We start from the raw sequence: 21,545 nt of genomic DNA, 5'->3' as shown, positions 1-21,545 counted from the left end.
ACTGATTCGGCACTGCGCCCTGCCTACGGTCTTCCCTCAGAGACGGAACACCCCGCTGAGGAATCAGGACCATGAAGACACGTGTGGCGGCCTCCCATCCTCCCGCACCGCGCCCCGAACTCCTGCACTCGCTGGTGACGGAGCACCGCAAGGCGCTGACGGCCTACGCGGCCCGGCTGCTCGGCGACCACCACATCGCCGAGGACATCGCCCAGGAGGCCCTGATCCGGGCCTGGCCGCACACCGACCGGCTGTACAGCACGGAGGGGTCGATACGGGGCTGGCTGCTCAGGGTGACCCACAATCTGGTCGTGGACCGGCTGCGCAGTCCCGCGGTGCGGTACGAGACGATCGACGCCGGGGCCCACGACCTGACCCAGCGGGACCACACGGACGCGGTGCTCGCCTCGGTCGAGTCGGCCCGGCTGCTGCGGCTGCTCTCCCGTGAACACCGCGAGGTGCTGGTGCACACCTATCTGTGCGGGCGCACCGTGCAGGAGACCGCCGGCCTGCTCGGGGTGCCGGCCGGGACCGTCAAGTCCCGCCAGCACTATGCCCTGTTGAAGCTGCGGTCCGACGTCCGGGCGACCGCGGCCTGAACGAATTCCGCCCGGGTGTGAACCTTCCCGGGCCGCGTTCCGTGTAGGCCCCGTGAGTCACTGTCCCTCCGCGGTCGCGCCGGCCGGCGAGACGGCGGAGCGCTGAAGCCCATGGCCGGCATCCCGGTCCGCCGGTCAGCGCGCGGTGACGTCCTCGGCCAGGCGCCGCAGCCGCTCCCGTACGCCTGCCGCGTCCGGGTGGTCCAGGCTCTCGTACAGCTCCAGGGCCTGCCGCCAGACCTCCTCGGCCTGCCGTGGCGCGGACCGGGCGTGGTGGCTGTCCCCGGCGTGCACCAGGGTGTCCGCCTCCAGGCTGCGGTCCCCGATCCGGCGGTAGAGGTCGATCGCGTGCCCGTAGCCGGTGAGCGCCTCCTCGTAGCGGTGCAGGTGGTGCTGGGCGTAGCCGAGGCTGTCCCAGGCGGCGGCCTCGCCGCTGAGGTCGGCGATCTCCTGGTGCTTGGCGACCGCCTTCTCGCAGTGGAGGAGCGTCGCTTCGTAGTCGCCCATCAGCAGATGGGTCCAGCCGATCTCGTTGAGGACCGCCGCCTGCCCGCTGGCGTAACCGGTCGGCACGTAGCACTCCGCCGCCAGCCGGTAATGGTCGAGCGCGCGCTCGTGGTCCTTCATGACATTGGCCAGGAAGGCGCAGTAGCGGTGGGTGCGGCCCTGTCCGATCGGGTCGTCCAGGATGCCGAAGAGCTCCAGGGCCTGGGTGAGGTGGCGCTGCGCTTCGTCGTGCGCGCCGAGCCGGCACGCGGCGAAGCCCAGCGCGCGCAGCGCGTTCGCCTGGCCGGGCAGGTCGCCGGTACGGCGGGCGGCCTCCAGGGCGGTGGTCTGGATGTGGTGCTGCTCCTGCCAGCGCCCGTGCCGGTCGAGGAAGAGTTCCAGGGTCGCGGCGAGTTTCCAGCAGGAGCCGTCGCCGGCCGCCGAGTGCCGCGCGGCCTGCTCGACCATCGCCAGCAGCACCTGCCGCTCGCGCTGGAACCAGTCGGCCGCCTCGATCTGCCCGTCGAACGCCTGCGGGTAGACGCCGTCGGGCAGTTCCGGCAGGGGCACCCGCTCCCGGTACGGGGCGATCAGCGCGTCGGCGGTGTGCGCGCTGTGCAGATAGTGCTCGACCATCCGCCGGCGGGTGGCGGCCCTGGTCTCCTCGTCGTCCTGGCCCTCGCACTGCTCGGCCGCGTAGGCCCGCAGCAGTTCGTGGCAGCTGAAGCGGCCGGGACCGTACTCGGTGAGCAGATGGTGCTCGACGAGTTCGGCGAGCAGGCGGCGTGCCTCGCGCAGCGGCACTCCGGCGACGCTGGCGGCGGCCGGCGCCGCTATGTCGGGGGCGTCGTGCAGGCTGAGCAGCCGGAAGAGCCGCGCGGCGGCCGGGCTGAGGGCCTGGAAGGACCAGGAGAAGATGCTGCGGGCGTCGGTACGGGTGTCGTGGGTGGCGAAGGCGTCCAGGCCGCCCTGGCTCTCGCGGAGTTCCGCGGCGATGGCGGCGAGCGAGAAGGTCGGGTGGAGTACGGCCCTGGCGCCCGCGATGGCGAGCGCCAGCGGGAGACGTCCGCAGAGGTCCACGATGGCCTCGGCGGCGGCGGGTTCTGCCGCCACCCGGTCCGCGCCGAGCCTGCGGACCAGCAGTTCCACGCCTTCGGCGCGGGTGAGCAGGCCCAGCGGGATGAAGCGGGCGTTGTCGGCGACGACGAGCCCGTCGAGCCGGTGCCTGCTGGTGATGATGGCGAGGCAGCCGGCCGCCGCCGGGAGCAGCGGGCGCACCTGCTCGGAGTCGCGGGCGTTGTCCAGCAGGATCAGGAACCGCCGGCCGGCGAAGAGGCTGCGGTAGAGCGCGGCCAGTGCGTCCGGGCGCTCGGGCACCTGGCTGGGCCGCACGCCGAGGGCGTCGATCACGTCGCGCATGGCGTCGGGCGAGCTGAGCGGTGGCAGCCCGGGGTGGAAGCCGCGCAGGTTGATGTACAGCTGGCCGTCGGGGAAACGGTCCGCGATCGTCCGCGCCCAGTGCACCGCCAGCGTGGTCTTGCCCACGCCCGCCATCCCGCTGATCGCCCCGATCACCACCGGGGCATGGGCGCCCTGGTCGTCGGGCGCCAGCAGCGCCTGGGAGTGGGCGAGTTCGTCCGCGCGGCCGACGAAGGAGGAGATGTCGGCCGGGAGCTGGGCCGGCCGGACGGTGAGTTTCCCGGTCTCCGGCGGCCCGGGAGCCGCCGCCGGGGCGGGCGGGGCCGCGCCCTGGCGGAGCACCTGCTGGTGGGCGGCGCGCAGTTCGGGGCTCGGGTCGACCCCGAGTTCCTCGGACAGATCGGCCCGGACGGTGTCGTAGAGCCGCAGCGCCTCGGCCTGCCGGCCGGTGGCGCCGAGCCCGGTGACGATCCTCGCCTGCAGTCCCTCGTCCAGCCGGTGCCGGCCCGCCGCTGCCCGGCGCAGGGCGTCCAGGACGTCCTCGGCGAGCGCGGAGACCTCCCAGGGGGTGGCGTCGGCGGCTTCCCTGACGGTGGCGGCGTACTCGTTCTCCACGGCCACGAACACCGGATGGTCGCGCAGGTGCGGTATGCCGCCGACGGTGACCGGCCCCCGCCACAGGCGCAGCGCCTCGACGAGCAGCGCGGCTCCCCGCGCCGCCTCGCCCGCGGCGATGGCGCGCCGCCCCTCGCCGCGCAGTTCGCGGAACCGCGCGAGGTCGAGGGAGCCGGAATCAGCCACCAGCCGGTAGCCGCTGCCGGTACGCAGTACGTGGCTGCCCTCGGCTCTGGGCGGCAGGCCCGGTTCCAGCAGCCGGCGCAGCCCGCCGATGTGGCGGTGCACCACGTTGACCGCGCTGTCCGGCGGGTCGTCGTCCCACAGCAGGTCGACTGCCTCGTGCACGGTGACCGGCCCCGGGGCGCGTACTGCCAGCAGGGCGAGCAGGGCCTGCTGCTTCGGGGGGCCGAGCGCCAGTTCCCGGTGGTCGCGCCAGACCCGGACCGGGCCGAGAACCGTGTACCGCAGTGCCGTCAGCATCGCTCGAAGATCCCTGCCGCTGTCCTTCTCGTTGCCTCGTCCGGACCAGCGGCGGCGAGCCGCCTGTGAACGAATCACCCTTTTTCAGGGATCGAACGATACACCGGTGACCCCGGCGCGGGGCGGCGTTCCGCGCAGAAGACCCGCCACCACCGATGACAGACCGCAACTCGGGCGGTCTAAACTTCCTCCGCAATGGCTTGTGCGAAGGTGTCCGAAACAAGCCCACTCATGCCCAATCCCGAAGGGTATTCGGCACTTTGATAAGCATGGAGTCAGTTACCAAGCGGTACCCGGACGGCACGACGGCGGTCGACCACCTGTCGCTGGAGATACCGGACGGCGCGATCACCGTCCTCGTCGGACCCTCCGGCTGTGGGAAGACCACGACTCTTCGCATGATCAACCGGATGGTCGAGCTGAGCGAGGGCCGGATCCTCCTGGACGGGGCGGACATCCGCGACCAGCCGGTCAACACGCTGCGCCGGTCGATGGGTTACGTCATCCAGAACGCCGGCCTCTTCCAGCACCGCACCATCGTCGACAACATCGCCACCGTCCCGCGCATGCTCGGCTGGGACCGCTCCCGGGCCCGCAAGCGGGCGATGGACCTGATGGAGCGGGTCGGTCTCGACTCCTCCCTCGCCTCCCGTTATCCGTACCAGCTCTCCGGCGGGCAGCAGCAGCGCGTCGGGGTGGCCAGGGCGCTGGCCGCGGACCCGCCGGTGCTGCTGATGGACGAGCCGTTCTCCGCGGTCGACCCCATCGTCCGCAAGGTCCTCCAGGCGGAACTCCTCCGGATTCAGGAGGAATTGGGCAAGACGATCGTTTTCGTCACCCATGACATCGACGAGGCCATCCGGATCGGCGACATGATCGCGGTCATGCGGACCGGCGGCGAACTGGTCCAGTTCGCGCCCCCGGACGAGCTGCTCTCCGCGCCGGCCGACGCCTTCATCGAGGACTTCCTCGGCACCGACCGGGGCATCCGCCGGCTGTCGTTCTTCACCTCGGCCGGCCTGGAGCTCACCACCTCGCCGATCGTCGCGGTCGACTCCACCGCCCAGCAGGTCGCCGAGCGGACCAGCCCGGAGCTGCGGTACCTGCTGGTCACCGACACCGACGGCAGGCCGCTGGGCTGGGCCGAGGCGAAGGCGCTCAAGGCCGGCGGCGGGAGCGTCCCGCGCGGCGAACTCCTCTCCCACGGGCGGCCCTTCGAGTTCGGCCGGGAGTCGCTGCGGGACGCGCTGGACTCCGCGGTGCTCTCCCCCACCGGCTGGGCGGTCGGCGTGGACGGCGAGGGCCGGGTGGTCGGTGTCACCTCGCAGGAGTCGATCGCGGGCGCCATCCGTACCGCGCACGCCGAGCGCGGCACCGAAGCCACCGGACGGCGCGACCCGCGGGCCGTGCGATGAGTGCCTACTTCGACATTCCGAGCGACCTCCAGCACTCCTACGCCGGCCTGATCGGGCTGCACCTGAAGGAGGCGCTGGTGCCGGTCCTCGGCGGCCTGGTGGTCGCGCTCCCGCTCGGGCAGCTGTGTGTCCGCTTCAAGTGGCTCTACTCGCCGGTGCTGTGGGTGACCACGGTCCTGTACGCGATCCCGTCGCTGGCCTTCTTCGTCGTGCTCATCGACTACACCGGCGCCACCGAGACCACCGTGATGATCCCGCTCGCCGTCTACAGCCTGGTGCTGCTGATCCCGGCGATCGTGGACGGTGTCCGCTCGGTGCCGGAGGAGACGCTGGCCGCGGCGACCGCGATGGGGTTCGGGCCGGCCAGGAAGTACTTCCTGGTCCAGTTGCCGGTGGCGCTGCCCGCGATCATGGCCGGGGTGCGGCTCGCGGTGGTCTCCAGCATCAGCCTGGTCAGCATCGGCGCCCTGATCGGCAACCAGGGGGCACTGGGCAATCTGCTCACCGACGGGCTCTTCTACCACCGCACCCCGCTCATCGTGACCTCGGTGGTCACCACGGCACTGCTGGCCATCGCCGTCGACGGCCTGCTGGTGCTGGTCCAGTTCCTGCTCACCCCGTGGGTGCCGCGCGGCGCCCGGCCCGGCCGCGGCGGTGTCCGGTTCCGGTCCGCCGCCAGGGAACCCGAGCCCGCCGCGGTCGCCCTGGAGGACGCCGTCCGATGAACGTCCTGCACTTCATCAACGCCTTCTACTCCGACAGTGCCAACTGGCACGGTGCCGACTCCGTCCCGCACCGGCTGCTGCAGCACGTCGAGTACAGCCTCGCGGCCCTCGGCATCGCGGCCGCCATCGGCCTGCCGATCGGGCTGCTCACCGGCCACACCGGGCGCGGCGGCTACGCGCTGGCCGCCTTCTCCACCGGCGCCCGCGCACTGCCCAGCTTCGGCCTGCTGGTGCTCATCACCGTCTGGTCCGGCCGGATCGGCATGACGCCGGCCATGATCTCGCTGGTCGCCCTCGCCATCGCGCCGATCCTGGTGACGACGTACGAGGCGGTCAGGAACGTCGACCCCGCGCCGGTGGACGCCGCCCGCGGGATGGGCATGAGCCCGGCGCGTGTCCTGTTCCAGGTGGAGATCCCGGTGGCGCTGCCGCTGATCCTCAGCGGGCTGCGGTCCGCGGCCGTCCAGGTCGTCTCCACCGCCACCATCGCGGCGTACGTCAGCCTCGGCGGCCTCGGGCGCTACATCATCGACGGGCTGGCCCAGCACACGTACACGAAGGTGGTCGGCGGCGCGAGCCTGGTGGTGGCGGTGGCGCTGGCCACGATCGCCCTCTTCTGGGTGGCGGGCCGGCTCATCGTCTCGCCGGGCGTGCGCCGCGGCTGACCGCACCTCGCCGCGTACGGGCACATCGGGGGATGTGCCCGTACGCGGCCGGTGCGGCCCCGCGGCGCCCGGTCAGCCCTCGACCCGGCTCAGCGCGAGTTCCAGGACGACCAGCAGCGCGTCGCGGACCGAGCCGCGCTCACGGGCGTCGAAGGCGATCACCGGCACCTGGTCGGCGACGTCGAGCGCCCAGCGGACCTCGTCCAGTTCGTGCTGGATCCGGCCGTCGAAGGCGTTGACCGCGACCGCGAACGGGATCTCCTTGTGCTCGAAGTAGTCGACCGCGGCGTGGCAGTCGTCCAGCCGCCGGGTGTCGACGATCACCAGTCCGCCGATCGCCCCTTCCACCAGGTCGTCCCACATGAAGCCGAAGCGTTCCTGGCCCGGGGTGCCGAACAGGTAGAGCTTCAGGGCCTCGTCGATGGTGATGCAGCCGAAGTCCATGGCGACCGTGGTGGTCGTCTTGTCGGGGGTGTGGGTGAGGTCGTCCACCCCCGCCGCGACCTCGGTGATGTCGGCCTCGGTGGTGAGCGGCACGATCTCGGAGATCGACCGGACGGTGGTGGTCTTGCCGACGCCGAACCCGCCCGCGATGACCATCTTGACCGGCATCGGCGGCCGGGTGGCGGTCTGCTGGGCAACTCCGCCCGCCAGCGGTTCAGGTGTCACGGAGTGTCCCTCGGGAGTCGGGGATGGCACGGAGACCATCGATAACCCTTCGCAGTACTGACGGGTCCTGGGCCGCGTCGGTGTTGGGTACGTACACCGACAACTGGCCACTGGACTGGAGGTCCTCGGCGAGGACCCGGACCACGTTCAAATGGAGCCGCAGCCGGGCGGCGGCCTCCGCGAGCGACTGCGGCTGCCGGCACAGGGCGACGATGTCGTGCTGCTCGAAAGCGAGCCGGCCGAGCGCCTCGATGCCCGCGGCCGTGGTCACGACCTGGGTCTCGACCGGCATCGGCGGCCCCGACCTGGCACCCGTCACCCGGCCCGCGGTGACCAGGAACGGCCGGATCGCCGGGGCGCGTCCCGCCGTACCGGGCGGTGGCTCCGGGAAGGCGTCCTCGCCGACTGGTCTGTCACCCGTCGTCATGGGTGTCCTTCCTGGCTCCACCGGTCCCGGACGGGTCACCTGGTCGGCGCGGAACCGACACTGTTCTTGAGTTCGAGCACGAGCTGCGGGCTGAGCGCCGAGCCGGCCCGGTTGGCGAAGACGGTCATCTCGTAGGCGATGTTGCCGAGCTTCGCCTCCTTGGAGGTCACCACGCCGAGCACGGCGCCGCTGCCGATCGCGGAGACCAGGACGTGGCCCTGCTCCAGATCGATGATGACCTTGTTGAGGCCGCCCAGGCCGTAGTTGCCGGACGCGCCGGCCGCCAGGCTGGTCATGCCGGAGACGATGGCCGCAAGCCGTTCCGAGTCCGCCGGGTCGCGCAGTTGCGAGACGGCGATCAGCAGCCCGTCCGAGGAGACGGCGATCGCGTCGACCACCCCCGCGGTATCGGTGGCGAATCGATTCAGCAGCCAGGTGAAGTCGGCTGCCGCGGCGCGCAGATCACCGGGCGCGGCCTGCCCGGCCGGGGTTTCACCTGTCGGCGTTGTCACTGTTCCGCTCCTTCCGGGGACCCTGGTCCGTTGATCGTTCTACCAGCAGCCGCGGCGTCACGGTTCGCCCGCTCCACCGCCGCTTCGAATTCGTCGAGTTCCGAGCGGACCTCTTCGGCGTCCACGGCGCGCGGCGCCAGCAGTGCCGCACGCCGCTCGGCGTCGGTGACCGTCGTCCGCAGCGTGGCGCCGCGCACCCGGCGGCGCAGCGGGCGCACCGTACCGTCGTCGTCGCCCCGCGGCCCGTCCGGCGCGGCGCCGCGGACGGCGAGGGGTTCCGGCGCGGCGCCACGGGCCGCGGAGGGGGGTTCGGGTGCGCGCTCGTGGCCGCGTGCCTCGGCGCGCTCGTACGGGCGCTCGTCGGCGTGCTCAGTGCCTGAGGAAGGGCCTGAGGAAGGGCCTGAGGAAGAGCCCGAGGAGGGGCCAGAGACGGGCGTCTGGGCGCCGGGGACGCGCCGTGGCAGCCCGCCGGTGTCCGGCCGCCGCTCGGCCGCGGGCCAGGGGGCGCCCGCGGCGGGCGCGCCGGCCGGGGGCTCCGGCCGGGCCGCTGCGGGCTCGGCCCAGCGGGGCACGGCAGGCTCGGTCCGGGGCCGGGAGGCGGCGGCCGGCAGCGCGGTACGCGGTTCTGGCAGGGGGACCTTGGCTCCGGCTGCGGTCCGGCCGTGGCCGTCGGACCGGGAGCTGTTCTCCATGGCGCGCTCCCGTTCGTCCGGCGCCGTGAACGGACTCATCAGCAGCATCAGCGCTGCGGGGATCGTCACCCGGCTGGTGACACCGCCACCAGGGGTCCGGGAGAGCGTGACCCTGATGCCCCAGCGGCGGGCCACGCTGCCGACGACGAACAGACCGAGCACCTTGGTGGGCGCCAGGTCGAGCCGCTCACGGCGGATCAGCCGGGCGTTCTCCTCGGCGAGGCGCTCCGCGCTCATGCCCAGGCCGTGGTCGGAGATCTCGATCAGCGCGCCGTCGGAGCTGTTGCGCACCGACACCTCGACCGGGCTGTGGGCCGGTGAGAAGGCGACCGCGTTCTCCAGCAGTTCGGCGAGCATCAGCGTCAGGTCGGCGATGATGTCGGGCGCGACGGTGACGCTGGTCTCGGCGAAGAGCGCGACCCGCTGGTAGCCCTCGATCTGGCCCAGGGCGGCGCGGACGACGTTGGTGAGCTCGGTGGGGCTGGCGTCGAGACCGGCCTCGCGGATGCCGGCCAGCAGCATCAGGCTGTCCGCGTTGCGCTGCAGGCGGACCGCGAGGTGGTCGATCCGGTAGAGCCGGTCGAGCAGTTCGGTGTCGGTCTCGCCGCGTTCCAGGGCGTCGATCAAAGTCAGCTGACGGGCCGTCAGGTTGCTCACCCGGCGGCCGACGTTGCCGAACATCTCGGCGACGTTGCGGCGGCTGAGCACCTGGCGCTCCAGCAGGGCCGCGGCGGTGCTCTGGACCCGGTTGAACGCCTCGGCCAGGTCGCCGAGTTCGTCCCGGGCGGTGACCGGCACCTCGCGCAGCCGCAGCGGGCCGGCGTAGGCGGCGTCGTCGTCGGCGACCCGGGCGAGCTCTTCCCCGGCCACCTCGGCGACCTGCGTCGCGGCTCCGGTGAGCGCCTGCACCGGGCGGACCACCGAACGGCGGATCGCGACCGAGAAGGTGAGCCACAGCACGAAGCCGGCCAGCGCGCCGAACAGCAGCCAGGCGGCACGCCACCACGCGTCGTCCGACGCCCGGTCGGCGCGGCTCGCGACCTGGCTGATCAGCGAGTTGGTGATCCGCAGCCGGGACTCCGCCTGCTGCTGGTAGGTCGGGTACTCCCGCAGCGCCGCGTTGAAGGCGGTACGCACCTCGGTCGGCGACTTGGCGACCAGCGCGCTGGGGTCGACCTGGAGTCCGGCGTACTGCAGCGCGACCTGGTTCCAGGAGGGGTTCTGCTCGATCCCGCCGAGCTGGGTGAGCTGCGCCTCACTGGCGAACCGGCCGAACCTGCTGACCTGGTAGGTGTACTGCTGCGTGTAGCCGACCGCGCCGACGAACTCGATGAGGGCGTTGGTGTCACCGGTCTGCGCGGAGAAGACGCTGGTCTCCAGCGAGCTGTGCGCGGCGTCGGCGCGCAGCAGCGAGTCCAGCAGGCTGCCGGTGACGCCGGCCGGGTTCGACTTCTGGTCCAGGCCGAGGCCGTCGATCAGCTCGTCCACGATCGCGGTGTACGCGGGGTCGATGTTGTCCGCCGGCAGGTAGCTCTGCTCGATGGTGGAGCGCAGGCTGCCCAGGCCGTTGATCTCCTTGAGCACCTGGGCCTCGGCGGCCGGCAGGTGCGAGCCGAAGGTCGAACGGACCGTGTCCGTCTGGGCGTCGACGGCCTTCATCGCCTTGAGGTAGGCGTCCAGCGACGGGCGCCTGCCGCTCTGGGCCGACTCGTAGCGCACCGACAGCAGGATCGCCTGCTGGTGCTCGGTCTCGACCCGGTCGATCAGTTCGGCGACCGTGCGGCTGTTGCGGACCAGCCGGGCCGCGGCGGCCGCGTCCCTGGCCTGTCCGGTCAGACCGGTGATCACATAGGCCAGCAGCAGCAGGACCACCACGAGTGGCACACCGACCAGCACATTGAGCTTGCGGCGGAACGGCCACCTGTCGGCGAAAGCCCGCAGGCCGCCCGCGCCGTCCGGCTCGGGAACCGGCCGTGCCGGAGCGACCACCTCGTCCACGGACACCAAGCCTCCTGCGTGACGTCGCCGACAACCGGAAAGGGTTGAGGCGCGCATTGACTGCTTCTGCCTGTTACCGACCCGAAACGACCGGTTCGGCACGGCAGTTGTCTGGGCCCCGTGACCAACGTCCGGGAGACTACCTCGTCTTCGCCGCCTGCACCTGACCGGATCATCAAGTCTCTGTTACGGACCGGCGTCCGGTTGTGATCCACCGTGGCCGATTCACGCCGTAGCCGGTCCGTAACACTGATCGTAACCAGACCGCTCTTGACGGAGATCGAACCGGCTGGATTGGATCGCTGGGTAACTCGCGTATGAGCACACACGTTCCCTTGACGTAACCTCCGACCCCGGAAGCGGAAACCGTGACTTCTCCCGTGATGAGCGCCTGGTCCAGCCCGAGACGCCTGCGTTTGGCCGGGGTGGCTGTAGCAGCCGTCGCGACCGCGGCATCGCTGACGAGCTGTTCCTCGTCCTCCTCCGACAGCCCCAAGGACCCGCTGGCCGGGTCCAAGGCGAGCGGCGACACCGTGGTCGTCGGCTCCAACAACTTCGCCGAGAGCATCCTGCTCGGGGACCTCTACGGGGAGGTGCTCAAGTCCAAGGGGATCAAGGTCACGTACAAGCCGAACATCGGCAGCCGCGAGACCACCTACGGGCTGCTCAAGAACGGCACCCTGACCGTGCTGCCGGAGTTCAACGGCGCACTGCTCGCCTACCTCGACCCCAAGGCCGCGCCGACCTCGGAGACCGCCACCAACGCCGCGGTCACCGCGAAGCTCGACCCGAAGCTGGGCCTGCTCAACTCGGCCCCGGCGCAGGACAAGGACTCCATCACGGTCAACGCGGCCACCGCGAAGAAGTACCACCTGACCTCGGACTCCACCATCGCCGACCTCGCCCCGGCCGGCCCGGAGATCACCATCGGTGCCTCTCCGGAGTTCCAGACCCGCCAGCAGGGTCTGGTCGGCCTGAAGTCGGTCTACGGTCTGACGCCCAAGGCTTTCAAGGCACTTGACGCCGGCGGCCCGCTGACCGAGGCGGCGCTGAAGAACGGCAATGTGCAGGCGGGCGACATCTTCACCACGGACCCCACCATCACCAAGGAGAAGTTCGTGGTCCTGCAGGACCCGAAGAACCTCTTCGGGTTCGAGAACGTGATCCCGCTGGTCTACAAGTCCGGGCTGTCGCAGGCCGGAGTGGACGCGCTCAACGCGCTGTCCGCGAAGCTCGACACGGCCGCGCTGCTGGACATGGACGCCCAGGTGCAGAGCGAGAGCAAGGACCCGCTGGTGGTCGCGAAGGCCTGGCTCTCCTCGGTCGGCCTGGTCTGAGCCTCGGCATCCGGCCGGCGCGGCACGATGGGAACAGCACCGGAGATCCCGCGGCACCCCGCGAAGGCACCCTCGGCTGAGGGGGCCTTCGTGGTGCTGGACGGCGCCGGCCTGGACGCCGGCGCCGTCGCCCGGCTCGCCGACGGGCTGGCCGAACCCACCGTGCCGCCGGCCGCGGTGGCCAGGGCCGAGCGCTCCTGGCACACCGCACAGCGGCTCGCGGCGGCGGGCCGGATGTACGGGCGGGACACCGGCGTCGGCGCCAACCGGATGGTGTTCCTCAGCGACGCGGACCGGGCGGGCCAGGATCTGCGGCTGCTGCGCAGCCACGCGGGCGGCGTCGGCGCCCTGCTCCCGGCCCGCCAGGTCCGCGCGATGCTCGCGGTGCGCGCCAACCAGGTGCTGGCGGGCGGCTCGGGGCTGCAGCCCGCGATGGCGCAGGCGCTCGTCGAGGCGCTGCGGCTGCGCGTCCATCCGGCGGTCACCGAGTACGGCGCGGTCGGCACCGGTGATCTCACCGCCCTTGCGCAGACCGGGCTCACCGTCATCGGGGAGCAGCCGTGGCTCTCCGACGACGCGCCGCGGCCTGCCGGCTCCCCGCGGGGCGGCGCCGCGGACGCGCCCGCGGCCTTCGCGGTGCCCGCGCCCGTCGTGCCCTCGCACGGCGACGCGCTGGCGCTGATGAGCAGCAACGCCCTCACCCTCGGGCAGGCCGCGCTCGCCTGCCACGACCTGGACGTCCTGCTGCGCGCCTCGCACGCGGTGGCGGCCCTGTCGCTGACCGCTGTCGGCGGTTCCCTGCAGGCGTACGCGGCGCCCGTGCACGCGGCCCGGCCGTACCCCGGGGTGGTCCGCGCGGCGGCCGAGGTGCGCCGGCTGCTCGGCGCCCCGGAACGGCCGGCGGCGGCCGGCCGGCGCATCCAGGACCCGTTCGGCTTCCGCGCCTTCCCGCAGGCACACGGCCCGGCGCTCGACGCGGCAGGCGCGCTGGGCCGGATCCTGGCCATCGAGGTCAACTCCGCCTCGGAGAACCCGCTGATCAGCGACGAGGGGCCGGACGGCGGGCCGGCCGCCTATCACCACGGCGGTTTCTTCGCGGCGCCGCTGGGGCTGGCGGTGGACCACCTCTGCCTCGCCGTCCTGCAGACCGCCCAGTTGTCGGTGGCCCGGCTCTCCGGCTTCGGCGACCCGGACATCACCGGGCTGCGGCCGTATCTGGCCCAGGGCCCGGCGGGCAGCTCCGGGATGATGATCCTGGAGTACAGCGCCAATTCGGCGCTCGCCGAGGTCCGGGCGGGCGCGATGCCGGCCTCCGCGGGCCACGCCGTCATGTCCAGGGGACTTGAGGAAGCGGCCAGTTTCGCCTCCCAGGCGGTCCGCCAGGCGCTCCGGGTGGTCGACGCCTACCGTGCCGTGCTGGCCTGCGAACTCGTCGCGGCGGTGCACGCGTTGCGGCAGCGGCCGGAGCGGCCGCCGGCCGGTCCGCTCTTCGCCGTACTCGACGCGGATCTCCCGCACTTCGCCGAGGACCGTCCGCTGACGGCCGACGTCGCCGCGGCGGCGGACCTGCTGCCGGGGCTGGCCGCGCTCTGACCGCGCTCCGGCCCGGCCCTGGGCGGTGGCGCGCCGTTGTCCGGGGAGCTGCCGCGCTCCTAGGGTGTGCCGCGGGACCCGTCGAGCAGAATGGAGTCGCACGTGCTGAGCAAGCAGCAGGCAGCCGAGGCCGTCCGCCAGGCGAAAGTGACCACCGGCGTCACCTGGGCGCAGCTCGCCGAAGCGGTCGGTCGGCCGCTCGCCTGGACCACGGCCGCGCTCCTCGGGCAGCACCCGATGAGCAAGGACGAGGCCGCCAGTGCCGCGTCGCTCCTCGAACTCGGCGACGACGCCGCGCTGGCGTTCCAGCTCCAGCCCACCCGGGGTGCGCTGGAGGCCGCGGTGCCGGTCGACCCGACGATCTACCGGCTCTACGAGGTGATCCAGGTCTACGGGCCCACCATCAAGGAGCTCATCCACGAGAGCTGCGGCGACGGCATCATGAGCGCGATCAACTTCCGGCTGGACGTGCGGCGGGTGCCCGACCCGGCCGGTGACCGGGTCGTCATCACCCTCGACGGGAAGTACCTGCCCTACCAGTGGTGAGCGGCGCCCCCGGTCAGGGTCAGGCGACGGTGAGCGTGCCCTTCATGAAGGTGTGGATGGAGCAGATGTAGGGGTAACTCCCCGCCTTTCCCGGCGCGGTGAAGGTCGCGGTCTTCCCGGCCGCGATGTCGCCTGTGTCGAACGCCTTGGCGCCGGTGGCGGTCACCGTGTGGGTGGTGGAGTCCTGGTTCATCACCGTGACCTCGGTGCCGGGGCGCACGCTCAGCGTGGCCGGGCGGAAGGCGAAGTTCTTGATCACGATGGTGGCCGCGCCAGCGCCGGACGCGGAGGCCGAGGCCGACGCGGAGCCGGTGGTGGCGGGGGCCGAGGTGGTGCTCGATCCGCCTCCGCCGCCGGAGTCGGAGCAGCCGGTCACGGCGAGCAGCGCGCCGGCGAGCACGGCGCCCGCGAGGCGCCGGCGCGGCAGGAGGGTGCGGGTGTCGATCACGCGGACCTCACAGGTGTGGGGGCGGCCCGTTCACATCGGCGGGCACTCTCCGACACGTTGACCGGCCCGCCCCGCGCCCGGACCCCCGCCGCCCGCGACACAACCCGCACTTTCACCCACCGGGCCCATTACGCGCCTTCGCCGGGGGCGGGAACCGGCGGGCGGGCGGCGTCACGAGTGACCGCGAGGCCGCCGGCGGCTATACCGCCGTCAGGATCCGGGGGCCCGCCTCGGTGATGGCGATGGTGTGCTCGATGTGGGCGGCGCGGCTGCCGTCGGAGGTGCGCAGGGTCCAGCCGTCGGGGTCGGTGACGTACGTGTTGCGCCCGCCGGACATCAGCATCGGCTCGATGGCGAGCGCCAGGCCCGGACGGAGCGGGAAACCGCGGGCCGGGCGGCCGAAGTTGGGGACGTGCGGGTCCTCGTGCATCCGGCGGCCGATGCCGTGGCCGCCGAAGTCGGTCGGCATACCGCAGCGGACCTCGGCGGCCACCGTGCTGATCGCGTGCGAGATGTCGCCGATGCGGTGCCCCACGGTGGCCGCCGCGATGCCGGCGTCCAGCGCGCGCTGGGTGGCCTTGATGAGGCGTACGTCCTCCGGACGCGGGGTGCCGACGGTGAAGCTGATGGCCGCGTCACCGGTCCAGCCGTCGAGTTCGGCGCCGCAGTCGATGCTGACCAGGTCACCGTCGCGCAGCCGGTAGCCGTCCGGGATGCCGTGCACCAGCGCGTCGTTGACGGAGGCGCAGATCACCGCGGGGAAGGGGGTGGGCGCGAAGGACGGCCGGTAGCCGAGGAACGGCGAGCCGGCGCCTGCCTCCTTCAGCACCGTACGTGCCGCCTCGTCCAGGTCCAGCAGCGCTACGCCGACCGCCGCCGCCTCCCGGGCGGCGGCCAGCGCGCGGGCCACCACCCGGCCCGCTTCCCGCATGGCATCCAGCGCCGCCTCGGACTTGATCTCGACCATGACAGTGCCTCTCGTCAGGACTCCAATTCTTATACCGGTATTTGTATCACGTGCCACCGGGTGCGGCGGGTCTAGGATGGGGCCATGGTGAGAACCCCCTTGACGCCCGAGGAGTGGCGCCGCGGCGAGCGGCTCGGCGCGCTGCTGCGCGCTGCCCGCGGGGACCGCAGCATGGTGGACGTGGCCGCCGCGGCCGGGCTGTCCGCGGAGACCCTGCGCAAGATCGAGACCGGACGGGCCCCGACCCCCGCGTTCTTCACGGTGGTCGCACTGGCCGGGGCCCTCGGGCTCTCGATGGACGAGCTGGCCGCCGCCTGTGCGGTGGAACCCGAGTTCAGCGCGCCGCTCTCCGCCTGACCCGACGCCCGGCCAGGAGGTACGACCGGACGGAAGGTACGACCGGGCGCCCGACCCGGCGCCCGGCCGGAAGGTGCGGCCGGACGCTTGGCCGCTTCCTCAGGTTCCCCGGGCGCGACCGCTCAGCGGGTGTACTCCGCCAGCAGCCGGCGCGCCTCCACCGACTGTTCGTGGCCCGCGCCGAGCGCCCGTGCCGCGTCCGGGACCAGGTCCCGCAGCAGGCCGATCGCGCGCACGTGGTGGCCGGACTTCTCGGTGTTCCAGGCGAGCATCCGCCGTGCTTCCAGGGTGTGTTCGTGGCGCTCGCCGAGCGCCTCGTTGAGGTCGGGCACCAGCTTGCTGAGCAGCCGTACCGCCCGGGCGTGCCGGCCGAGTTCTCCTATGTTCCAGACGAGGAAGCGCCGTGCCTCCAGGACGTCCTGGTGCCGGCGGCCCAGCAACCGGGTGGCGTCCGGGATGAGTTCGAGCAGCAGCCGGACCGCTTCCGCGGGACGGCCGGCGGCGCCGAAGTGCCAGGCGAGCAGGCGCTGCGCGGTGAAGGTGGTGCGGTGGAAGTGGCCGCAGGCGAACTGCAGATCGGGGATCAGTTCCTGCCAGAGGCTTATGGCCAGCGCGTGGTCCCCGGCCGCGCCCACATGCCGGGCGAGGGCGCGGCGTGCGGTGAGGGTCTGTTCGTCGTGCGGGCCGCGCAGTTCGGTGAGGTCCGCGGCGGCGGCCCACCATAATCGGACGACCTCGGCCGGGGGCCGCCCGGCCCCGGCGATGTCGCCGCCGCCGTAATGCCGCAGGAGCGCCGCGTACCCCGGGTCGTCGGCGGCCGAGGGAGGCGGGGGGCACGGATGCGGTCGCCGGGTGGTGACGCCGGCCAGTGCCGCACCGTGCAGGCCGGTGGCGATGGCGCCGAGCCGGCGGTAGACGGAAGCCGCGTCGGCGGGGCGGGCGTCGGGGTCCTTGGCCAGCAAGTCCAGGATGAGCGTGTCGAGTTCGACCGACAGGGAGTCGTTGCGGCTGCGCGGGGCGGGCGGTGCGTCGTGCACATGGGCGACGGCGACGGCCAGCGGGGAGCCCTCCTCGGCGAACGGCGGGGTGCCGGTGACCATCTCGTAGAGGAGGCAGCCCAGCGCGTAGAGGTCGGTACGGTGGTCCACGGGTTTGCACAGGCACTGCTCGGGGGCCATGTACGCGGGGGTGCCGCTCAGCGTGTCCAGGCCGCCGAGCGCCGCGTACGCGCCGTGCTCGCCGACGACGCCGTGCTCGCCGTACTCGCCGTCATCGCCGCGGACGTCATCACCCGGCCCGCCGTCACCCTGCCAGTCGTCACCCTGCCAGTCGTCGCGGTACTCGACGAACTCCCCGCCGGCCACGGGGAGCCGGCCCGGCCCGCCCGCGCCGTCCGTGGCCGGGTCCCCGGCGGGCGCGCCGGCCGGGGGCACGGACCCGGCCGCGCCGGCGACCGCCGCCGTCCCCGACTCCCTTTTCCCCAGGGTCCGTTCATCACCGTGTTCGCCGATGAAGCGGGCGATGCCGAAGTCCACCAGTTTCACCAGGCCGTCTCCGGTGATCAGCACATTGTCCGGCTTGAGATCGCGGTGGACGACGCCGACTCCCGGCGCGTGCGCGGCACCGAGCGCCAATGCGATCTGCCGGGCCCAGTCCAGCGCGACCGAGAGTTGCGGCATTCCGTCGGCCAGCACCCCGGTCAGCGGGCGCCCGTCGACCAATTCCATGACGATATACGCGGCGGTCTCACCGTCATATGCCGCCTGCCCGAAATCGTGCACGGTGACGATATGCGGGTGGGACAATCGCCCGGCCGCGGTGGCCTCCCGCCCCATCCGCTCGACGAGGACCGGATCGGTGTGGTCCAGCACGACCTTGACCGCCACCGACCGGTTCAGCTTGAGGTCATTGCCCTGCCACACCGCGCCCATGGAGCCTTTGCCGAGCAGCCGCACCATCTGGTAGCGGTTGTCGAGAATCACGCCGGGCTTCATCGGCGTCCTTTCCTCCCGGCCGAACCTGCGATTCCGCACGAGGTTTCGGTGTGCGCGCATACGGGGGCGGCCGCAGGAGTCGGCGATACGTTCGCGCCCGTTGACGAAACGATAAGGCCATCCCCCGCCTTTCGTGGATCGGACGGAAGAAGACAGCACTCTACGACCGGTAACGGCTGTACGCGTTCGCGGATTCGTTCCGTTACGGCGCACGGAAGGAGTTGGTGTTCGAAGATTTTCCGAACGGACGCAACTCACTTCCCGGCCGCCCCGGCCGACGCCGTGCTGGGTTCGCGATCCGCGTCAGGCGTCCTTCCGGGGGTGCCCGGAAGGCGGGGGGCGCTCGGTCAGCGCGGTGGCGGTGGCGGTGAGGTGGGCCACGAGCGCGCCGGCGGCTGCCTCGCCCTGCCGGCTCAGCGCCAGTTGCTCAAGCCGGCGGTGCTCGGCCAGGTAGTCGCGGGCCGGGGCGCTCACCGCCGACCACCGGCGGGACAACTCGCCGGCGGTCCACAGCCGTTCGAAGGTGTCCAGCAGCACCTCGTTGCCGCACTCGTCGAGCAGTGCACGGTGGAACCCGTGATGAGCGGCGGCCCACGCGTCCGAGAAGTGGACATCGCCGTCGTGCTCGTACAGCGGTGTGCCCGCGAGCCGGTGGTGGGCGGCGCGCACCCGCGTCTCCCCCTCCAGGTCGCCGCGGCCGACCGCCATGCGCAGCATCGTGGGTTCGACCGCCGCCCGCGCCTCGGCGATCACCTGCCACCGCGCGTCGCCCGCCTCGGGAACCACGAACCCCCGGTTCGGCAGCCGTTCGGCCAGCCCCTCCCCGACCAGCCGCAGCAGGCACTCGCGGACCACCGCGAGGCTGACGCCCAGCTCACCGGCCAGTTCCTGCGGCTTCAGCGCCTGGCCCGGGCGGAACTCGCCGTGCAGGACCGCCGCCCGCAGCGACGCGTACGCCCGGACCGACGGCGCTTCCTCGTTGTCGCGCTCTCTCATGAAGCCGACACTCGCCCGGGCCACCCTCACCGGCACCGCGGAAACCCCGGCGGGTTGGGGGTCACTCGCCAGCAGGGGCGACCGGTCGGCGCTCGGACGGGACGGGATCGGACGGACCGGTTCGGACGGGACGGGACCAGCGCGGACCGGCGCCGACCGGCGCCGACCGGGCGCGTCAGGCCGCCGCCGCGGCCTCGGCGATCTGGTCGGGCGCGGGGGACAGCCGCGGCGCGGCCAGCGTGATGGCGATGTTGACCACGGCGAAGGCCGCGGCCACCAGCAGCCCGCGGTGGAACCCCTGCACCAGCGCGTCCGTCTGCCCCGTACCGGAGGCGACCGCGTCGTTGACCCGGGAGGTGGACAGGGTGCTCACCACCGCGAGGCCGAGCGCGCCACCGACCTGGTTGAAGGCGGTCACCACGCCGGAGGCCGAACCGGCCTCGTGGTGCTGGACATCGACCACGGCGGCGATCTGCGCGGGCACGCCGACCCCGATGATGCCGGCGCCGAAGAGGATGAGTCCGGGCAGCAGCCGGCCGGCGTACCCGTCGTGCGCGCCGGCCTGGGCGAGCAGCACCAGCCCGGCGAGGCTGAGCAGCGCGCCGCCCAGTTGCACCGGCTTGGTGCCGAACCGGCCGACCAGCGGCGTGCAGAGCACGGCGGCGGCGATCGCCGCGCCGCCCATCGGCAGGAACTCGACGCCGGCCCGCAGCGCGGAGCCGCCCCGCACCTGCTGCAGGAAGATCGCGGTCAGGAAGAACATCGACAGGAAGGCCGCGCCGTTGAGCGCCAGCGCGCCACTCGCGGTGCTCAGCGCGCGGGACCGCAGCAGCCCCAGCGGCACCAGCGGGGCCTTGGCCCGCGCCTCCACCAGGACGAAGCCGGTCAGCAGCAGCACACCGCCGGCCAGGAAGCCGATCACCTCGGGCGACGACCAGCCGACGGGTTCGGCGCGCACCACGCCGTAGACCAGGGCCAGCAGGCCACCGGTCCCGAGGACCGCCCCGAGCAGGTCGAAGGAGCGGTTGCCCCGGTGCGGCGCGATGTGCCGGACGAAGACGGGGGTGACAAGGACCAGCGCGACCACGATCGGCACATTGACGATGAACACCCAGCGCCAGCTGAACGAGTCGACCAGCAGGCCGCCGGCCACCACACCGAGGGTGCCGCCGAGGCCGGCCAGGCCGCCCCAGACGCCCATCGCGATGTTGCGCCGCCTGCCGTGCTCGAAGGTGACGGTGAGGATGGACAGCGCGGCCGGCGACAGCAGCGCGCCGCCGAGGCCCTGGACCGCGCGGGCCGCGATCAGCAGGCCGGGTGAGCCGGCCAGGCCGCCGGCCAGCGAGGTGACGCCGAACAGGGCGAGGCCGGCGATGAAGACCCGGCGTGACCCCAGCAGGTCGGCGGCGCGTCCGCCGAGCAGCAGGAACCCGCCGAAGAGCAGGGTGTAGGCGCTGATCACCCACTGCAGGCCGTCGGTGCTGAAGCCGAGGTCGCTCTGGATGTCGGGCAGTGCGACGTTCACGATCGTGACGTCGAGCACCACGATGAACTGGGCGAGGGCCAGCACGGTGAGGGTGGCCCAGGGACTGCGTCGCATGACGTTTCTCCACGTAGGTATACGACGTATGCTTACGGCGCCACCATACAGCAGTTGTTTACGACGTATACCTTGACCCCGGGCGGCCCCCAGCCGATGTGTACGCTGTACACACCGCCAGGGCCCAGCGGCCGGGCGGTGGAGCGGGAACGACGGATCGAGCGGAAGGCGGACACCATGGCTGCCCAGCGGCGCCTGAACCGGGACGAGCTGATCGCCACCGCACTGGCGGTGGCCGACGCCGAGGGCCTGGAGGCGCTGACCGTCCGGCGGGTGGCCCAGCAGCACGACGTGACGCCGATGGCGCTCTACCGGCACTTCCAGGACAAGGACGGGCTGCTCGACGCGGTCGCCGAGCGGCTGCTCGCCGACGTGTCCGTCCCCGCCCCCGACGGCCGGCCGTGGGACGAGCAGCTGAACGACGTGCTCATCGCGATACTCGCCGGACTGCGCCCGCACCCCAACGCCACCATCCTGCTCTTCACCCGCATTCTGAACTCCGAGCCCGGCCTCGACCTCACCGAACGGGTGCTGGCGCTGCTCGCCGACGCGGGGATGTCCACCGAGCAGGGCGCCGAGATGGCCTGCCAGACTCTGGCCTCACTGGTCACCCTGGTCATCTCCGAGCCGGGCAGGACCGGGACCGCCGCCGGCCCGGAGCAGCACGAGGACGAGGTACGGGCCAGGCGGGCCGCCCTGCTCGCGCTCTCGCCCCGCCGCCACCCGCATGTGGTGGCCGCGGCCGACGCGCTGGCGGAGTGCGCGAGCGAAGAGGCGTACTACCGGCGGGGCGTGGAGCTGATCATCACCGGGATGCGCGGGATCCGTCCGGAGCCGGCCGCCGTCTGACCGCGACCCGGCCCTGCCCGGCACGACGGACCAGGACCAGGCAGCGCCCGACGGCACGCGACGGCACCCGACCGCGCCCGACAGCGCCCGCCCGTTCCCGCGGACGAGTCGGACAGTGAACACCGAAAGGCGTCGAGGTCAGGCAAACTGTCG

At 72.6% G+C, this 21,545-nt stretch carries 19 protein-coding genes; 9 read left to right on the top strand and 10 right to left on the bottom strand.

Going from position 1 to position 21,545, the window contains the following annotated elements; all coding sequences use genetic code 11:
• Positions 1–71: 71 nt before the first annotated feature.
• The gene (locus OG552_RS25935) at positions 72–599 is read left to right on the top strand and encodes a sigma-70 family RNA polymerase sigma factor (protein WP_329136872.1); all 528 of its coding nucleotides are present in this window, start codon (positions 72–74) and stop codon (positions 597–599) included.
• 135 nt (positions 600–734) lie between these two features.
• Here the strand turns inward: OG552_RS25935 and OG552_RS25930 are convergent, their stop codons facing one another.
• Complete coding sequence (locus OG552_RS25930) at positions 735–3,602, bottom strand: AfsR/SARP family transcriptional regulator (RefSeq protein ID WP_329136871.1); 2,868 nt, start codon at positions 3,600–3,602, stop codon at positions 735–737.
• 260 nt (positions 3,603–3,862) lie between these two features.
• Between OG552_RS25930 and OG552_RS25925 the strand changes: the two genes are divergently transcribed.
• From OG552_RS25925 to OG552_RS25915, 3 genes are read left to right on the top strand one after another with little or no spacing between them, the layout of a single operon-like run.
• Entirely contained in the window at positions 3,863–5,017 is a 1,155-nt protein-coding gene (locus tag OG552_RS25925) for an ABC transporter ATP-binding protein (protein WP_329136869.1), read from the top strand.
• Entirely contained in the window at positions 5,014–5,742 is a 729-nt protein-coding gene (locus OG552_RS25920) for an ABC transporter permease (protein ID WP_329136867.1), read from the top strand. The genes OG552_RS25925 and OG552_RS25920 overlap by 4 nt, the downstream gene beginning before the upstream one ends.
• Positions 5,739–6,407 carry an ABC transporter permease gene (locus OG552_RS25915; protein WP_329136865.1) on the top strand — a complete coding sequence of 223 codons (669 nt, stop codon included), beginning with the start codon at positions 5,739–5,741 and terminating at the stop codon, positions 6,405–6,407. Before OG552_RS25920 ends, OG552_RS25915 begins: the two co-directional genes overlap by 4 nt.
• A gap of 72 nt (positions 6,408–6,479) precedes the next feature.
• On the opposite strand, the gene OG552_RS25910 is transcribed toward OG552_RS25915, so the two are convergent.
• The 4 genes from OG552_RS25910 to OG552_RS25895 are packed head-to-tail and all read right to left on the bottom strand — an operon-like array spanning position 6,480 to position 10,711.
• Positions 6,480–7,076: a GTP-binding protein gene (locus tag OG552_RS25910; RefSeq protein ID WP_329136863.1), complete on the bottom strand. Its 597-nt coding sequence runs from the start codon at positions 7,074–7,076 to the stop codon at positions 6,480–6,482.
• A complete protein-coding gene (locus OG552_RS25905; RefSeq protein ID WP_329136862.1) occupies positions 7,066–7,503 on the bottom strand; it encodes a DUF742 domain-containing protein in 438 nt (145 codons plus the stop codon). Before OG552_RS25905 ends, OG552_RS25910 begins: the two co-directional genes overlap by 11 nt.
• Before the next feature lie 35 nt (positions 7,504–7,538).
• Positions 7,539–8,015 (bottom strand): roadblock/LC7 domain-containing protein, encoded by a 477-nt coding sequence (locus OG552_RS25900; RefSeq protein WP_329136860.1) that lies wholly within the window; start codon positions 8,013–8,015, stop codon positions 7,539–7,541.
• On the bottom strand, positions 8,012–10,711 hold the full coding sequence (locus OG552_RS25895) for an ATP-binding protein (RefSeq protein WP_329136858.1): 2,700 nt from the start codon (positions 10,709–10,711) through the stop codon (positions 8,012–8,014). Before OG552_RS25895 ends, OG552_RS25900 begins: the two co-directional genes overlap by 4 nt.
• A gap of 377 nt (positions 10,712–11,088) precedes the next feature.
• Between OG552_RS25895 and OG552_RS25890 the strand changes: the two genes are divergently transcribed.
• From OG552_RS25890 to cynS, 3 genes are all read left to right on the top strand, one after another.
• Positions 11,089–12,042 carry an ABC transporter substrate-binding protein gene (locus tag OG552_RS25890; RefSeq protein WP_329141132.1) on the top strand — a complete coding sequence of 318 codons (954 nt, stop codon included), beginning with the start codon at positions 11,089–11,091 and terminating at the stop codon, positions 12,040–12,042.
• 27 nt (positions 12,043–12,069) lie between these two features.
• On the top strand, positions 12,070–13,635 hold the full coding sequence (locus OG552_RS25885) for an aromatic amino acid ammonia-lyase (protein WP_329136856.1): 1,566 nt from the start codon (positions 12,070–12,072) through the stop codon (positions 13,633–13,635).
• Positions 13,636–13,725: 90 nt separating this feature from the next.
• Positions 13,726–14,181 (top strand): cyanase, encoded by a 456-nt coding sequence (cynS, locus tag OG552_RS25880; protein ID WP_443071035.1) that lies wholly within the window; start codon positions 13,726–13,728, stop codon positions 14,179–14,181.
• Between the two features lie 19 nt (positions 14,182–14,200).
• On the opposite strand, the gene OG552_RS25875 is transcribed toward cynS, so the two are convergent.
• Positions 14,201–14,629, bottom strand: a complete 429-nt coding sequence (locus OG552_RS25875) for a cupredoxin domain-containing protein (RefSeq protein ID WP_329136854.1) — start codon at positions 14,627–14,629, stop codon at positions 14,201–14,203.
• Positions 14,630–14,828: 199 nt separating this feature from the next.
• Positions 14,829–15,596 carry a type I methionyl aminopeptidase gene (gene map / locus OG552_RS25870; RefSeq protein ID WP_329136853.1) on the bottom strand — a complete coding sequence of 256 codons (768 nt, stop codon included), beginning with the start codon at positions 15,594–15,596 and terminating at the stop codon, positions 14,829–14,831.
• Positions 15,597–15,680: 84 nt separating this feature from the next.
• Between map and OG552_RS25865 the strand changes: the two genes are divergently transcribed.
• Positions 15,681–15,953 (top strand): helix-turn-helix domain-containing protein, encoded by a 273-nt coding sequence (locus tag OG552_RS25865; RefSeq protein ID WP_329136852.1) that lies wholly within the window; start codon positions 15,681–15,683, stop codon positions 15,951–15,953.
• A 122-nt stretch (positions 15,954–16,075) separates the two neighbouring features.
• Here OG552_RS25865 and OG552_RS25860 read toward each other — a convergent pair whose 3' ends face one another.
• The 3 genes from OG552_RS25860 to OG552_RS25850 form a co-directional block, all read right to left on the bottom strand.
• Positions 16,076–17,947, bottom strand: a complete 1,872-nt coding sequence (locus OG552_RS25860; RefSeq protein ID WP_329136850.1) for a serine/threonine-protein kinase — start codon at positions 17,945–17,947, stop codon at positions 16,076–16,078.
• A 303-nt stretch (positions 17,948–18,250) separates the two neighbouring features.
• The gene (locus tag OG552_RS25855) at positions 18,251–18,943 is read right to left on the bottom strand and encodes a GntR family transcriptional regulator (protein WP_329136849.1); all 693 of its coding nucleotides are present in this window, start codon (positions 18,941–18,943) and stop codon (positions 18,251–18,253) included.
• Positions 18,944–19,118: 175 nt separating this feature from the next.
• Positions 19,119–20,543 carry an MFS transporter gene (locus OG552_RS25850; protein WP_329136847.1) on the bottom strand — a complete coding sequence of 475 codons (1,425 nt, stop codon included), beginning with the start codon at positions 20,541–20,543 and terminating at the stop codon, positions 19,119–19,121.
• A gap of 177 nt (positions 20,544–20,720) precedes the next feature.
• Here OG552_RS25850 and OG552_RS25845 point away from each other — a divergent pair, with 177 nt between their 5' ends.
• Positions 20,721–21,392, top strand: coding sequence for a TetR/AcrR family transcriptional regulator (locus tag OG552_RS25845; RefSeq protein WP_329136846.1), 672 nt, complete (start codon positions 20,721–20,723; stop codon positions 21,390–21,392).
• The last annotated feature ends 153 nt before the right edge of the window (positions 21,393–21,545 follow it).

It is taken from the genome of Streptomyces sp. NBC_01476 (genome assembly GCF_036227265.1).
Lineage (GTDB): Bacteria > Actinomycetota > Actinomycetes > Streptomycetales > Streptomycetaceae > Actinacidiphila.
The sequence above is the reverse complement of the archived record's forward strand: the minus strand, read 5'-3'. Positions and strand labels throughout refer to the sequence as shown.